Source organism: Bacillus sp. ISL-47 (genome assembly GCF_018613175.1).
Taxonomy (GTDB): domain Bacteria; phylum Bacillota; class Bacilli; order Bacillales; family Cytobacillaceae; genus Cytobacillus.
On the sequence record NZ_JAGGQS010000035.1, the window covers coordinates 140,293 to 152,888 of the forward strand.

General features: G+C 40.4%; 12 protein-coding genes. 11 read left to right on the top strand and 1 reads right to left on the bottom strand.

Annotated features, from left to right (window positions below; translation table 11 throughout):
• Window positions 1–3 precede the first annotated feature (3 nt).
• The 3 genes from J7I93_RS12650 (at window position 4) to J7I93_RS12660 (ending at window position 2,158) form a co-directional block, all read left to right on the top strand.
• Window positions 4–837: a hypothetical protein gene (locus J7I93_RS12650; RefSeq protein WP_214726220.1), complete on the top strand. Its 834-nt coding sequence runs from the start codon at window positions 4–6 to the stop codon at window positions 835–837.
• Between the two features lie 134 nt (window positions 838–971).
• Complete coding sequence (locus J7I93_RS12655; RefSeq protein WP_214726221.1) at window positions 972–1,931, top strand: BMP family ABC transporter substrate-binding protein; 960 nt, start codon at window positions 972–974, stop codon at window positions 1,929–1,931.
• Window positions 1,932–1,963: 32 nt separating this feature from the next.
• Window positions 1,964–2,158 (top strand): ComZ family protein, encoded by a 195-nt coding sequence (locus J7I93_RS12660; RefSeq protein WP_214726222.1) that lies wholly within the window; start codon window positions 1,964–1,966, stop codon window positions 2,156–2,158.
• 143 nt (window positions 2,159–2,301) lie between these two features.
• Here J7I93_RS12660 and J7I93_RS12665 read toward each other — a convergent pair whose 3' ends face one another.
• The gene (locus J7I93_RS12665; protein ID WP_214988094.1) at window positions 2,302–2,664 is read right to left on the bottom strand and encodes a hypothetical protein; all 363 of its coding nucleotides are present in this window, start codon (window positions 2,662–2,664) and stop codon (window positions 2,302–2,304) included.
• A 232-nt stretch (window positions 2,665–2,896) separates the two neighbouring features.
• Between J7I93_RS12665 and J7I93_RS12670 the strand changes: the two genes are divergently transcribed.
• The 8 genes from J7I93_RS12670 to opp4C all read left to right on the top strand — a co-directional run bounded on the left by J7I93_RS12670 (window position 2,897) and on the right by opp4C (window position 12,058).
• Entirely contained in the window at window positions 2,897–3,829 is a 933-nt protein-coding gene (locus J7I93_RS12670) for a beta-ketoacyl-ACP synthase III (RefSeq protein WP_214726224.1), read from the top strand.
• Between the two features lie 62 nt (window positions 3,830–3,891).
• Window positions 3,892–5,130 (top strand): beta-ketoacyl-ACP synthase II, encoded by a 1,239-nt coding sequence (fabF, locus tag J7I93_RS12675; RefSeq protein WP_214726225.1) that lies wholly within the window; start codon window positions 3,892–3,894, stop codon window positions 5,128–5,130.
• 304 nt (window positions 5,131–5,434) lie between these two features.
• Entirely contained in the window at window positions 5,435–6,091 is a 657-nt protein-coding gene (locus tag J7I93_RS12680; RefSeq protein ID WP_214726226.1) for a DUF2268 domain-containing putative Zn-dependent protease, read from the top strand.
• A 157-nt stretch (window positions 6,092–6,248) separates the two neighbouring features.
• Window positions 6,249–7,274, top strand: coding sequence for an ABC transporter ATP-binding protein (locus J7I93_RS12685; RefSeq protein WP_214726227.1), 1,026 nt, complete (start codon window positions 6,249–6,251; stop codon window positions 7,272–7,274).
• Window positions 7,274–8,290, top strand: a complete 1,017-nt coding sequence (locus tag J7I93_RS12690) for an ABC transporter ATP-binding protein (RefSeq protein WP_214726228.1) — start codon at window positions 7,274–7,276, stop codon at window positions 8,288–8,290. Before J7I93_RS12685 ends, J7I93_RS12690 begins: the two co-directional genes overlap by 1 nt.
• Before the next feature lie 36 nt (window positions 8,291–8,326).
• Window positions 8,327–10,063, top strand: a complete 1,737-nt coding sequence (gene opp4A / locus J7I93_RS12695) for an oligopeptide ABC transporter substrate-binding protein (RefSeq protein ID WP_214726229.1) — start codon at window positions 8,327–8,329, stop codon at window positions 10,061–10,063.
• Window positions 10,064–10,159: 96 nt separating this feature from the next.
• A complete protein-coding gene (gene opp4B, locus J7I93_RS12700; RefSeq protein ID WP_214726230.1) occupies window positions 10,160–11,125 on the top strand; it encodes an oligopeptide ABC transporter permease in 966 nt (321 codons plus the stop codon).
• A 12-nt stretch (window positions 11,126–11,137) separates the two neighbouring features.
• Window positions 11,138–12,058, top strand: coding sequence for an oligopeptide ABC transporter permease (opp4C, locus tag J7I93_RS12705; RefSeq protein WP_214726231.1), 921 nt, complete (start codon window positions 11,138–11,140; stop codon window positions 12,056–12,058).
• Window positions 12,059–12,596: the final 538 nt, after the last annotated feature.

A 12,596-nucleotide genomic window follows, 5' to 3' on the forward strand; every position in this document is an offset into this window, starting at 1 on the left:
AAGATGGACAGGGCAGTAATATTAGGTACATTTGAATTCGTTGGATTCAGCCTGTGTAAATTTCTGCTTGATCAGGGCTGTATGATAGATGGAATCCATATTAATAATGGGGAGGAAGAACCTTATCTAAACGAGAAGCGTTTGGAAATTGGGCGCAATGCAAATTTCTATGAAATGAACTACTCTGAATGGCTGGAAACTACAAAGGAAATACAGGAAGATTCAGTACTCTTTATTGATTTTTATGATCTCTATATAAAGAATAATCTTTTCTCTTTAAGAGAAAATGAGCTTATAGAGAAATATTTTATTAATAATTTGAATGAATTGAAGAAATACCGTTCTAAAATTGTGTTTCTATTCCCGCTTCAGTGGCAGAAAGATATAAACCGGGCACACAGCCGCTGTGAAACAGCGATTGAACTTCTTAAAGAAAATAACATTGTAGTATATTCCTTTTATCTGCCTGCGGTTTATGGTCCCTGGCAGCCGGAGGAATTTATCTTTCATCAGGCTTTAGCTGATCGAAAAAGGACAGTATTAAGTAACCGGGAGTGGAATCATGATGCTATTTTTATAGATGATCTCATTCATTCCATAATAGAGGAAGCAGATCAAATGCAAGGAGGAGCCTATTTATTAAAAAGCAGCCTCCCGGGTCATTGGCAAAAATGCGCTGAATATTTGTCATTAGAATATAGCAAGAATCACAGATACGATGACTTGGGAAAAGGTAAAATAATAGAAAAAACAGTGAAGAATTCAGTAAATTTCTCAGAGGGCCTGGAAAAGCAAAGGAGACACTTAAATACCTTATTGAACAGGAATGGGTATTGAATAAGAAAAAAATCATTCCAATTACCATATAGACAAGGTAGAATTAAAATAGTTTGGTAAAATAAACCGGACTTACCATCATGTATGAAGTGAAAGCGGAAAGCAGCTTTTACAGAGAGGCGGAGAAAAAGGAGATGCATAAGACAATAAAGAAATTTGGGATCCTTCTTTTGTGCCTTCTTTTATTGGTCTCCTGCGGACAAGCAATGTCCACGGGAAAACTTGAGAAAGCTGGATTATTAGTACCCGATACAGTGAACGACCAGGTATGGGGAACCAAAGGCTATAAAGGAATGTTAAAGATTCAATCCCAATATAATGTAGAGGTTTTTTATAAAGAAGGCATGAACTCCGAGATGGTCGTAGAAAGGGCTGTCAAAGAGTTTGACCAAAAAGGTGTAAATCTGATTTTCGGCCATGGCAATGAATACGTGGAATACTTTAATAACATCTCAAAAAAATATCCACATATCCATTTTGTCAGTTTTAATGGAAACGCCAAAAAAGACAATACAACCAGCTTAAATTTTGAAGCTTATGCGATGGGCTTTTTCGGGGGCATGGTAGCTGGCCATGTGACCAAAACAGAAACTGTTGGCGTACTTGCGGCATTTGAATGGCAGCCAGAAGTAGAAGGATTCTATGAAGGTGCCAATCATGCTAATAAAAATGTTAATGTAGAAATCCAATATGTCGGGAACTGGGACAATGACCAAAAGGCTATTAAACTGCTCGATAAGCTCATTTCCAAAGACACTGATGTTGTCTATCCTGCCGGTGATGGGTATAATGTTCCTGTTATCGAAAAACTAAAAGAAAAAGGACTGTATGCCATCGGCTTTATATCCGATCAGTCCGACCTGGGCGAATCAGTCGTCCTAACAAGCACAGTACAGCATGTCGATGTTTTGTATGAATTAGTGGCAGAGAAATTCAACAAAGGTGAATTGGATTCGGGAAACCTTTCCTTTGATTTTCAAGATGAAGTCATCTCACTAGGAAAGTTCAGCCCTATTGTAGACGAAGAGTTCAAAAAGGAATTAAATGCTGCCATTGAAGAGTACAAAAAGACAGGCAAACTGCCAAATGAATAAAAAACAGAACGATACATAGGAGGTACCACCAGATGCAGCCAAACGATAAAACAATGGAATTCATGCAAATCGCCATGAAATACATGCCTGAAGCCAAACAACAACTGGACGAAGCAGGCATCGAACTTTCCATGGAAATGATCCAGCCATTCATGAACCTCTTCACTAAAGTTATGAACGAAGCCTACGAAATGGGCAAAGCAGACGCACTGAAAGAAAATGATTAAATGGAGGAACCAGCCTGTGGGGGCTGGTTTCTTTTGTTGTGGTGAGGTGTTATAAGAAGGTGTGTGCAGCCCGCTGAATTTTGTAAGTGCTAGCGATATTCCCAGCCTAAAAGGATGAAGAGTCCCCTCTTCATCCTCTCAACTTATTTCTTCAAAAACTGTTCAAGGAACGGGCTAGCTTTTTTCAGCAATGGCTTTAACTGACTGGCTGATGTCATGAGTGTGTCTATGTTGTTCATAAGTTCCTCGTAATTAATGTTGTTAAGTAAATGATTTACCTTTCCGTTTAAACTGTCATCCTCTTGAGGGCGCCGGCTTCCGCCAAACAGCCAGTCATCATTCTGATGCCTGCTTCTTCTTTCAAGATCTTTTTCAAAATCTTCTTCACCCTGCTTTTCTTCCTCCAGGTGCCTGTTTCTTCTCGCATTTGGTCCGAACAAGAATTGGGTAAACGGGTCTGTCTCTTGTTCATCTTCGTCTTTGATATTGTATTCCTCATCTTGCATATGCGGTCCTCCTCCTTTCAGATGCCTATATAACAACATATGTAGGAAGCTTCTGTTGCGTATGGACATTTGTGGAGTAAGATAAAGGGCAGTGTTTAAAAAGTGTTGCGTTTTTATAACTATTTTTGATAAAATTAGTACCAAGTCATAATAATTGATAATAATATATATGAAATATGAACGAATGTGCTTTGTAAATAATATGGGGAAAACAGAAAGGGAGTGGGGCTCCATGAATGCAGGAGTTTTTGGGATTGGAAGATATCTGCCTGAAAAAGTGGTGACAAATGCTGACTTGGAGAAAATCGTAGATACTTCGGATGAATGGATTCGGACAAGGACTGGAATTGAAGAAAGAAGAATTGCGGATGATAACATGGATACATCAGACATGGCTTATGAATCAGCAAGGAATGCCTTGGATAACGCGGGGGTTGCAGCTGAGGATTTAGATATGATTCTGGTCGCAACGGTTACTCCTGATCACCCGTTTCCTTCTGTTGCCTGCATGCTGCAAGAACGTCTGGGAGCAGTAAAGGCAGCTGCAATGGATGTCAGTGCTGCGTGTGCAGGATTCATGTATGGTATCATAACAGGTAAACAATTTATTGAAACAGGGACATATAAACATGTATTAGTAGTAGGTGTAGAAAAATTATCAAAAATTACTGATTGGAATGACCGGAACACAGCTGTTTTATTTGGTGACGGAGCAGGCGCTGTTGTGCTGGGGCCAGTTTCTGATGGAAGGGGCATTCTTTCGTTTGAACTGGGTGCGGATGGAACAGGAGCTAAGCATCTTTACCAGGATGAACATATCATTATGAACGGACGCGAAGTATTTAAATTTGCGGTCCGCCAAATGGGTGAAAGCTGTATTAATGTACTGGATAAAGCAGGTCTTTCAAAAGAGGATGTGGATTTTCTTATTCCGCACCAGGCAAATATCCGAATCATGGAAGCGTCCAGGCAAAGGCTTGAACTCCCAGTTGAAAAAATGTCAAAAACAATTCATAAATATGGAAATACTTCAGCTTCTTCCATTCCGATTGCGTTGGTTGAAGAGCTTGAAGCTGGCAAAATTAAAGATGATGATCTGCTTGTGATGGTTGGTTTTGGCGGGGGATTAACTTGGGGTGCCATTGCCATGCGCTGGGGAAGATAAAGAAAGCAATAGTAAATATTATTAAACCATTTGATGATATTCTAAAAGGAGCTGCAATCATAATGGATAAGAGAAGAGTTGTCGTTACAGGCATTGGTGCTGTAACACCACTTGGAAATAATACAGAAACGACATGGAACAATATTAAATCAGGGGTATCCGGAGTAGGCCCTCTAACAAGATTAAATGCTGAAGAGTATCCAGCTAAAGTGGCTGCGGAAGTAAAGGATTTCAATCCTGAAGAGTATATGGACAAAAAAGATGCCAGAAAGATGGACCGCTTTACACATTATGCTGTTGCGTCTTCATTGATGGCGGTAAAAGATGCCAACCTTCAGATTACTGATGATAATGCACATCGTATTGGTGTGTGGATCGGATCCGGCATCGGAGGAATGGAAACCTTTGAAAACCAGTATGAGACATTTTTGAAACGCGGATACAGAAGGGTGAGCCCGTTTTTTGTTCCAATGATGATTCCGGATATGGCCACTGGCCAGGTCTCCATTTACCTCGGAGCAAAAGGATTTAACTCATGTACCGTTACGGCATGTGCAACAGGAACAAACTCCATTGGCGATGCCTTTAAGGTCATCCAGCGGGGGGATGCTGATGCGATGGTCACTGGCGGAGCAGAAGCGCCAATCACGAAAATGTCTGTGGCAGGTTTCTGTGCAAATACGGCTCTATCCACTAATCCAGATCCGAAAACGGCCAGCCGTCCATTCGATCAAAATCGGGACGGATTTGTCATCGGTGAGGGAGCAGGCGTTGTCGTACTTGAGGAATTGGAGCATGCACTTGCACGCGGAGCTAAAATCTATGCTGAAATTGTAGGATATGGAGCAACTGGAGATGCTTATCACATAACCGCTCCGGCACCAGGCGGAGAAGGCGGAGCACGAGCGATGAAAATGGCAATCGAAGACGGCGGTTTAAAACCAGAGGATATCGATTATATTAATGCTCATGGAACGAGCACAGATTATAATGACAAATTTGAAACATTGGCAATTAAAGAGGTGTTTGGCGAGCATGCCTACAAATTGGCGGTAAGCTCGACTAAGTCGATGACAGGCCACCTGCTTGGAGCAGCGGGCGGAATTGAAGCCATTTTTACAGTGCTGGCAATGAATGAAGGAATATTGCCTCCAACGATTAATCTTGTAACACCGGATCCTGAATGTGATCTTGATTATGTACCAAACAAATCAAGGGAAAAAGAAATAAAGGCTGCAATGAGCAATTCATTAGGATTTGGCGGCCATAATGCAACAATTGTTTTTAAAAAATATGATTAATTGAAGAAGCTGACTCAAAAGGCCGTTAAATGACGGCCTAAATGAGTCAGCTTTTTATTTTGCAAAATATATTTATTCATCTATTTGTAATCTTTTTTGTATGCCAGCAAAGAACTAAAGTTCACTAACCTACATAAAATTTTAAGAAGTTATCTGAGATTAGGGGTGGAATAATGGGGTAGTCAGAACAGATAAATGGCTTAAAGAAAGCTTTAACAATCCGATTGATATTTGTGAAAAACTGTTGGATTCCTTCAATGAGACAAATTCAAGAAAAATATATCAATACTTAAAAAGCTTTGGAATGTATAAGCCTGACCGGAACAGCCAGAATACGTTCAGGGAATTAAGAGAAAAAGACGCATGGCGCCTTGTTGAAAAGATATATTTAAAATATAAGCACAAATGGGCAGGACCAGACATTGATGTATACATTTTTCCGGCAGCAGCCGGGGGACTATTTTCAAGAAAGGCAGGGAAATCAGGGGTATCATTTAAAAACATGCTGTTTCTATTTTTGACTCCAGACTTAGATGAAAAGGAATTGGAGGCCCTATTCGTTCATGAATACCACCATTCGTGCCGGATTAACAGCCAGAGAAAGAGCTTGGAAGAATACACTTTGCTGGATTCCATTATCCTGGAAGGTTTGGCTGAGCATTCTGTTGAAATGTATGTCGGTAAAGAGTATAGAGGAAAATGGTGCACTTTATATTCAAATGAAGAGATTAGGCATCTATGGGAAAAAGTACTCAAAGATCATTTAAAGATGAGAAAAGAGGAGAGGCTTCATCAGAAATTATTATATGGTGAAAGTCCCTACCCAGAATTGCTGGGATATGCAGTCGGATATGAAATTATTAGAGAGTACAGAGAGAAAAAAAGTTTTTCTACAAAACTTTCTTTTATTGCGCCATCCGAATATTTTGTAAAGCCAACTTTATTTAAACTGGATATATAAACGCTTTAAAGCCCTAAAGGGAGGGCTTTTTTTCTAGTCTAAAAAAATGAATCTTAACAAATTTTAAAAAAATCTTGCAATTGTAATAACTTTGTAATAATATTTTAGACAAATAGAATGAATTAACAGAATAATTCGAAAAGGTAAGAGGTGTCCCATGAGCGCTAAATCCCATTCACATAATGACACACCTTTGCTAGAGGTGAAAAATTTAGAAACAGCTTTTTCTATAGATGGTACATATTACAATGCTGTTGATAACGTTTCTTTCCGTGTTAAGCCTAGGCAAATAGTCGGAATCGTAGGAGAGTCCGGCTGTGGTAAATCTGTAATGAGTCTTTCAGTCATGCAGCTTTTGCCGAAAGGAATAGGAAAAATCCGCAATGGAGAAATTTTATTTGATGGTGTTCACCTGGAGAATATGACAGATTCAGAGATTAATAAGATTAGGGGAAAGGATATCGCAATGATATTCCAGGAGCCCATGACTTCATTAAATCCAGTCTTCTCTATCGGCTTTCAGTTGCAGGAAGTATTATTCAACCATATGAAAATATCAAAAAAGGAAGCTCGCCTTAAAAGTATTGCACTTTTAAAAAGTGTAGGAATTTCAAGGCCAGAAAAGATTGTTGATGAATATCCGCACCAGCTTTCAGGCGGTATGAGGCAAAGGGTAATGATTGCCATTGCAATTGCTTGCCAGCCAAAGCTGCTTATCGCTGATGAACCGACTACAGCGCTGGATGTTACTGTACAAGCCCAAATATTGGAGCTTTTGAAGGAGATCCAGGAAGTCAATGATATGTCAGTTATCTTGATAACTCACGACCTGGGTGTGGTTGCCGAGATGTGCGATGAAGTAATTGTTATGTATGCAGGGAAAATTGCAGAGCGGACAGATGTCGATTCTTTATTTCATAATCCGAAACATCCATATACCCAGCTATTAATGGGGGCCATTCCAAAAATGGATGAAGAAGTTGAAACACTTAGCACAATTAAAGGGATTGTACCTTCATTGAAAAATATGCCTAAAACTGGGTGTAAATTTGCGGCGCGCTGCCCGAAGGCAATGCCAGAGTGCTTAACTGTTACACCTCAATTGGCAGAAAATGAAGAAGGACATGAGGTTGCCTGTCTCCTTTACGAAACTAGCCGCCCTAAAACAGAGGTGAACGCATAATGAGTACAGATGTAAAAAACACTGATGTCTTAAAAAAGGATAAAAGCAACAACGAATTGCTTCTAGAGATAAAAAACCTTAAAACATACTACCCGATAAAAGGTGGAATTCTCAGAAAGACAGTGGCAGTCGTTAAGGCGGTTGATGATGTTTCTTTTGAAATAAGAAAAGGGGAAACGCTTGGACTTGTAGGTGAATCAGGCTGTGGAAAGTCTACAACAGGGAGAACAATCCTCCGGCTGCTTGAACCTACTGAAGGGCAAATCATTTTTGATGGACAGGATATTACGAACGTCAGAGGAACAAGTTTAAGGAAAATACGACAGGACTTTCAAATGGTATTCCAGGATCCTTATGCATCCTTAAACCCAATGATGATGGTTGGGCATCTGGTGTCTGAACCGATCAGAAACTATAACAATAAATCAGAAAAAGAACTGAAGCCAGAAGTAATGGACCTGCTTGCAAAAGTCGGCCTTCCAGAAGATGCTTATTATAAATATCCACATGAATTTTCTGGCGGTCAAAGACAGCGAATCGGAATTGCTAGGGCACTGGCTTTAAGGCCTAAACTCATTATTGCCGATGAACCTGTTTCAGCCTTGGATGTATCTGTCCAGTCTCAGGTATTGAATCTATTAAAAGAGCTTCAAGATGAATTTGATCTTACTTTTTTGTTTATTGCCCATGATTTAAGCGTTGTTAAACATATGAGTGACCGGATTGGTGTTATGTACCTGGGCGGTCTGGTTGAAGTTGCAGAGAAAGACAGCATTTATGCAGAACCTCTTCATCCGTATACTCAAGCGCTTATATCTGCGATCCCTGAGCCTGATCCGCGCAAAAAGAAAGAAAGAATCATTTTAGAGGGTGATGTTCCAAGCCCGATCGATCCTCCAAAAGGATGCACATTCCATCCGCGCTGTGCGCATGCAATGCCAGAGTGCCAGAGCGTAAAGCCGGAATTAAAGGAGGTGAAGCCTGGGCATAGAGTCGCTTGTCACTTATATAAATAAGGCTTTGTCAAAAAAATATTTTTCGGGGGGAAAAAAATGAAGAAATCAGCATTTTGGCTTCTTTCAGTTCTTCTGATCATGTCTGTATTCCTTGCAGCATGTTCAGGCGGCGGAGAGAAAGCTAACACTGAAAAAGAACCAAAAGACGGTACTGATGGAGAAACAAAAACAGAAGCAACAGAAGGCGGAACAGTAACCTTCGGATACACACAGCCATTTAAAGGCGTATTCTCTTATGCTTACTATGAAGGGGAAGATGATGCAAATGCCCTTCAATTTATGCATGAAGGCCTTGTAGCTACAAATGACGAGCTACAGCCTGAACCAAACCTGGCTGAATGGGAACTTTCAGAAGACAAAACAAAGTTAACTTTCAAGCTTAAGCAAGGTGTAAAATGGCATGATGGCGAAGAGTTAACAGCTGAAGATATGGAATATGCATGGTACTTAATTGCTGATCCAACTTACGAAGGACCTCGTTTTGCTAACGTAGCAATGATCAAAGGTGCTCAAGAATACAAGGATGGAAAAGCTGACACGATCGAAGGTATTAAAGTAGTTGATGACTATACAGTAGAAGTAACAGTAACAGAACCTTCTGTTAACTTATTGGACAACATTTGGTCTATTCCAGAACCAAAACACTACTACGGAGATATTTCTTCAAAAGAACTTCCTGATGCTGACCAAGTTCGTAAGAACCCAATCGGTGTAGGACCATTCAAAATTAAGAATATCGTACCTGGTGAAATGGTAGAATTTGAGCGTTTTGATGATTACTGGCAAGGCAAGCCACAATTAGATGGCGTAGTTTACAAAATCATTGATGGATCACTTGCACAAGGTTTAGTTCAAAATGGAGAAATCGATATTATCGAGGCTCCAAAAGATCAGTGGGAAGCAATCAAGGCTCTTGATAATGTAAATCCGGTAGAAGCAGATGCTATGTCTTACAGCTACATTGGCTTTGACTGGGGTCATTATGACACTAAAAAAGGTGTAGTAGTTTCTGATAACAAGAAGTTCCAAAACAAAAACCTTCGCCATGCAATGGCACATGCTATTGACCGTCAATCTTTCATCGATGGTTTTGCAAACGGCTTAGGAAAACCTTTAAACACTCCATTCCCATCAGTTTCATGGGCGAAAATTGATGATTCAGAAATCAATCAGTATGAGTATGACGTAGAAAAAGCGAAAAAATTACTTGACGAAGCAGGCTTTGTTGATAAAGACGGCGACGGCTTCCGTGAAGATCCAGAAGGAAAGCCATTCACAATCAACTTTGATGCAATGGCTGGAGCTGAAACTTCAGAAGCGCGTGCTCAATTCATTCTTCAATCTTGGCAGGAAGTGGGCTTAAATGCCAAGCTTAACGGCGGATCATTAAAAGATTTCAACCTATTCTATGACACTATTGAAGCAGATGATCCATCTGTTGAAACATTCATGGGCGCATGGGGACTATCTGCAGATCCGGACCCATCCGGAATCTGGTTATCTACAGACAAGTGGAACATGTGGAGATGGTACAGCGAAGAGTCTGATGCTCTAATCAAGAAGGGTGTAACATTCCCAGAAGATGCTAGCAAAGATGTTACAGAACACCGTCAGGAAATCTACAACGAATGGCAAAAGCTTGTTAACGATGAATTGCCAATCATCTTCTTTGAACAGCGTATTGATCCATGGGCTATCAACAAGCGTGTTGGCGGAGTGAAAGTAACTCCATTTGGAACAGATGAGTTCTATAAGTGGCACATTGTAGAGTAATACGATAAGGAAACTGCATCATTGGGGGTTTTTCTGCCCCCGATGATTGCCAGTTTAACCAACGAATAAATTTTTGTTTGGTAAGGGGAATGGAAAATGCTACAGTACACAATTCGACGACTCATAGGTATGATTCCAATAATTTTCCTTATCTCAGTAGTGGTATTTTCTTTGGCTAAGTTAATGCCTGGAGATGCACTATCTGGAAAAATAGACCCTCTAAATTCAGATCCGGAGTATATTGAAGAAATGCGGGATAAGATGGGATTAAATGATCCTATTCCAGTACAGTATGTCCGCTGGATGAGTGGAGTGGTTCAAGGGGATTTTGGAGATTCATTTGTTCATAAGCGCCCGGTTATGGAACTAATCGGAGATCGTTTGCCGAACACAATTATTTTAGGAATAGCAGCTCTTTTAATAACTTATTTATTGGCTTTTCTAATGGGAAGATACTCTGGGCGTTTTGCCTATAGCGTTGGAGATTATTTAATATCGGCATTTAATTATCTTGCACTAGCAATACCTAGCTTTGTTGCAGCTTTAGTTGCGATTTATGTTTTTGCCATAAATCTGGGATGGGTTCCTGCCAGTGGAAGTATTGGCAGCGGCGTAGAACCAGGAACATTAGAATATTATTTAAGTAAAGCAAAACATACAGTATTGCCGGCTCTTGTATTGGGCGCCATGGCTACAGCCGCCTATACACAATTTTTGAGAAATGATATGATCGAAAGCTCTCGCAAAGATTATGTTCGTACTGCAAGAGCTAAAGGTACGAAGGAATCTGCGATTTATAATAAGCACATTCTAAGAAATTCAATTATACCTATTGTTACATTGCTTGGATTCGATATTGCTAACCTATTTGGAGGGGCAATCATTACCGAAACCATTTTCACATACCCTGGCATCGGCTATTTATTCGTAGAGTCAGTTAACGCACGTGATTATTCTGTTATGATGGCCATCGCCATGATGTTGACCATTTTAACACTAATTGGAAATTTAATTGCAGATTTACTTTATGGTTTAGTAGATCCGCGTATTCGTTTAAGTTAGGTAGGTGAGAGTATGGAACCTTCAATTTCACAGCAAACTTCGCCCGGTTTAGCAGAACCTGCTAAACCGCCGAAGAGTCAATCACCATGGGCTCTCGCCCGCCGCAAGTTTTTGCGCAATAAAATAGCTATGATCAGTTTAGCCTTTTTGCTGATTGTCTGTGCAATGTCCATATTGGCTGAGCCGCTAACTATGCCGGTAGAGGAAACAGCCAAGATCAATTTAACACAAATGAGCAAAGAACCATCTGCCGAGCACTTTTTCGGTACTGATAAGTCCGGGCGGGATGTATTTGCCCGTACTTTGCACGGTGGAAAAACTTCACTCTTACTTGCATTTTCAATCACGATCTCTGTCATTACCATTGGTACTCTTGTTGGTGCCACTTCAGGGTATTTTGGCGGTTGGGTCGATAATGCCCTTATGAGATTCACAGACTTTATGATGAACTTTCCGTTCCTTCTATTTGTAATCGTATTAAAGTCAATTTTTATTGAGTCAAGCACAGGAACCCTCATATTTGTAATCAGTGTTCTCAGCTGGACCGGTACAGCCCGTCTGGTACGAAGCAAGGTTATGGCTGAGAAGGAAAATGAATACATTATGAGTGCAGTCTCAATTGGCTGTTCAGCCCCTAAGACAATCTTTAAGCATTTATTGCCAAACGTAATGTCTACCATAATTGTTCAGGCAACCATTACATTGGCTGCAATGATTGTGGCTGAGACAGGACTAAGCTTCTTGGGGTTCGGTGTTCCAATCAATATTCCAACCTGGGGTAATATGCTTCAGGAAGCGAGAAGCCCAGATGTATTAACAAGCAAATGGTGGATTTGGATTCCGCCGGCAGCCATTTTAACTTTCACTATTCTTTCTATCAACTTTATTGGGGAAGGATTAAAGGATGCTTTCAATCCTAAGTCAAACCGTTAAACAATGTAAAAAACGCCATGAATGTGGCGTTTTTTACATTGTTTATAAATGATATTCTTCAAGTCTGGATAATTATCTTGTTCCGCCAAGTAGAGGTTCGCTAAGAGAATCAAGCCTGTGTAATGGTTTTATAGAAGGCTGTTTTCTAAAAGCCTGTTGTTTTTAAATAGATTTATGAATAGAACAATAAATAAGGTTGGTTGGAGCGAAAGGTGCGAGATCCCGCGAAAATGCATCCGCATTTCCTTCTGCGGTGATTATTCAAGGCCGCAATATCGTCATTATAAGAGCTCTATAACGACCATATCCGCTGTAACCTCCGCAATATCGTCTTCATAAGAGCTCTATGGCGACCATATTCAGGGCCAACTCCGCAATATCGTCTTCATAAGAGCTCTATGGCGACCATATTCAGTGCCAACTCCGCAATATCGTCTTCATAAGAGCTCTATGGCGACCATATTCAGGGCCGAATCCACAATATCGTCTTCATAAGCACTCCATGGCGACCATATTTAGTGCAACTCCGCAATATCGT

Excerpts from the sequence above, each read along its gene's own strand:
- J7I93_RS12650 (WP_214726220.1), top strand. The coding sequence starts at position 4 with ATGGACAGGGCAGTAATATTAGGTACATTTGAATTCGTTGGATTCAGC.
- J7I93_RS12655 (WP_214726221.1), top strand. The coding sequence starts at position 972 with ATGCATAAGACAATAAAGAAATTTGGGATCCTTCTTTTGTGCCTTCTT.
- J7I93_RS12660 (WP_214726222.1), top strand. The coding sequence starts at position 1,964 with ATGCAGCCAAACGATAAAACAATGGAATTCATGCAAATCGCCATGAAA.
- J7I93_RS12665 (WP_214988094.1), bottom strand. The coding sequence starts at position 2,664 with ATGCAAGATGAGGAATACAATATCAAAGACGAAGATGAACAAGAGACA.
- J7I93_RS12670 (WP_214726224.1), top strand. The coding sequence starts at position 2,897 with ATGAATGCAGGAGTTTTTGGGATTGGAAGATATCTGCCTGAAAAAGTG.
- fabF (WP_214726225.1), top strand. The coding sequence starts at position 3,892 with ATGGATAAGAGAAGAGTTGTCGTTACAGGCATTGGTGCTGTAACACCA.
- J7I93_RS12680 (WP_214726226.1), top strand. The coding sequence starts at position 5,435 with ATGTATAAGCCTGACCGGAACAGCCAGAATACGTTCAGGGAATTAAGA.
- J7I93_RS12685 (WP_214726227.1), top strand. The coding sequence starts at position 6,249 with ATGAGCGCTAAATCCCATTCACATAATGACACACCTTTGCTAGAGGTG.
- J7I93_RS12690 (WP_214726228.1), top strand. The coding sequence starts at position 7,274 with ATGAGTACAGATGTAAAAAACACTGATGTCTTAAAAAAGGATAAAAGC.
- opp4A (WP_214726229.1), top strand. The coding sequence starts at position 8,327 with ATGAAGAAATCAGCATTTTGGCTTCTTTCAGTTCTTCTGATCATGTCT.
- opp4B (WP_214726230.1), top strand. The coding sequence starts at position 10,160 with ATGCTACAGTACACAATTCGACGACTCATAGGTATGATTCCAATAATT.
- opp4C (WP_214726231.1), top strand. The coding sequence starts at position 11,138 with ATGGAACCTTCAATTTCACAGCAAACTTCGCCCGGTTTAGCAGAACCT.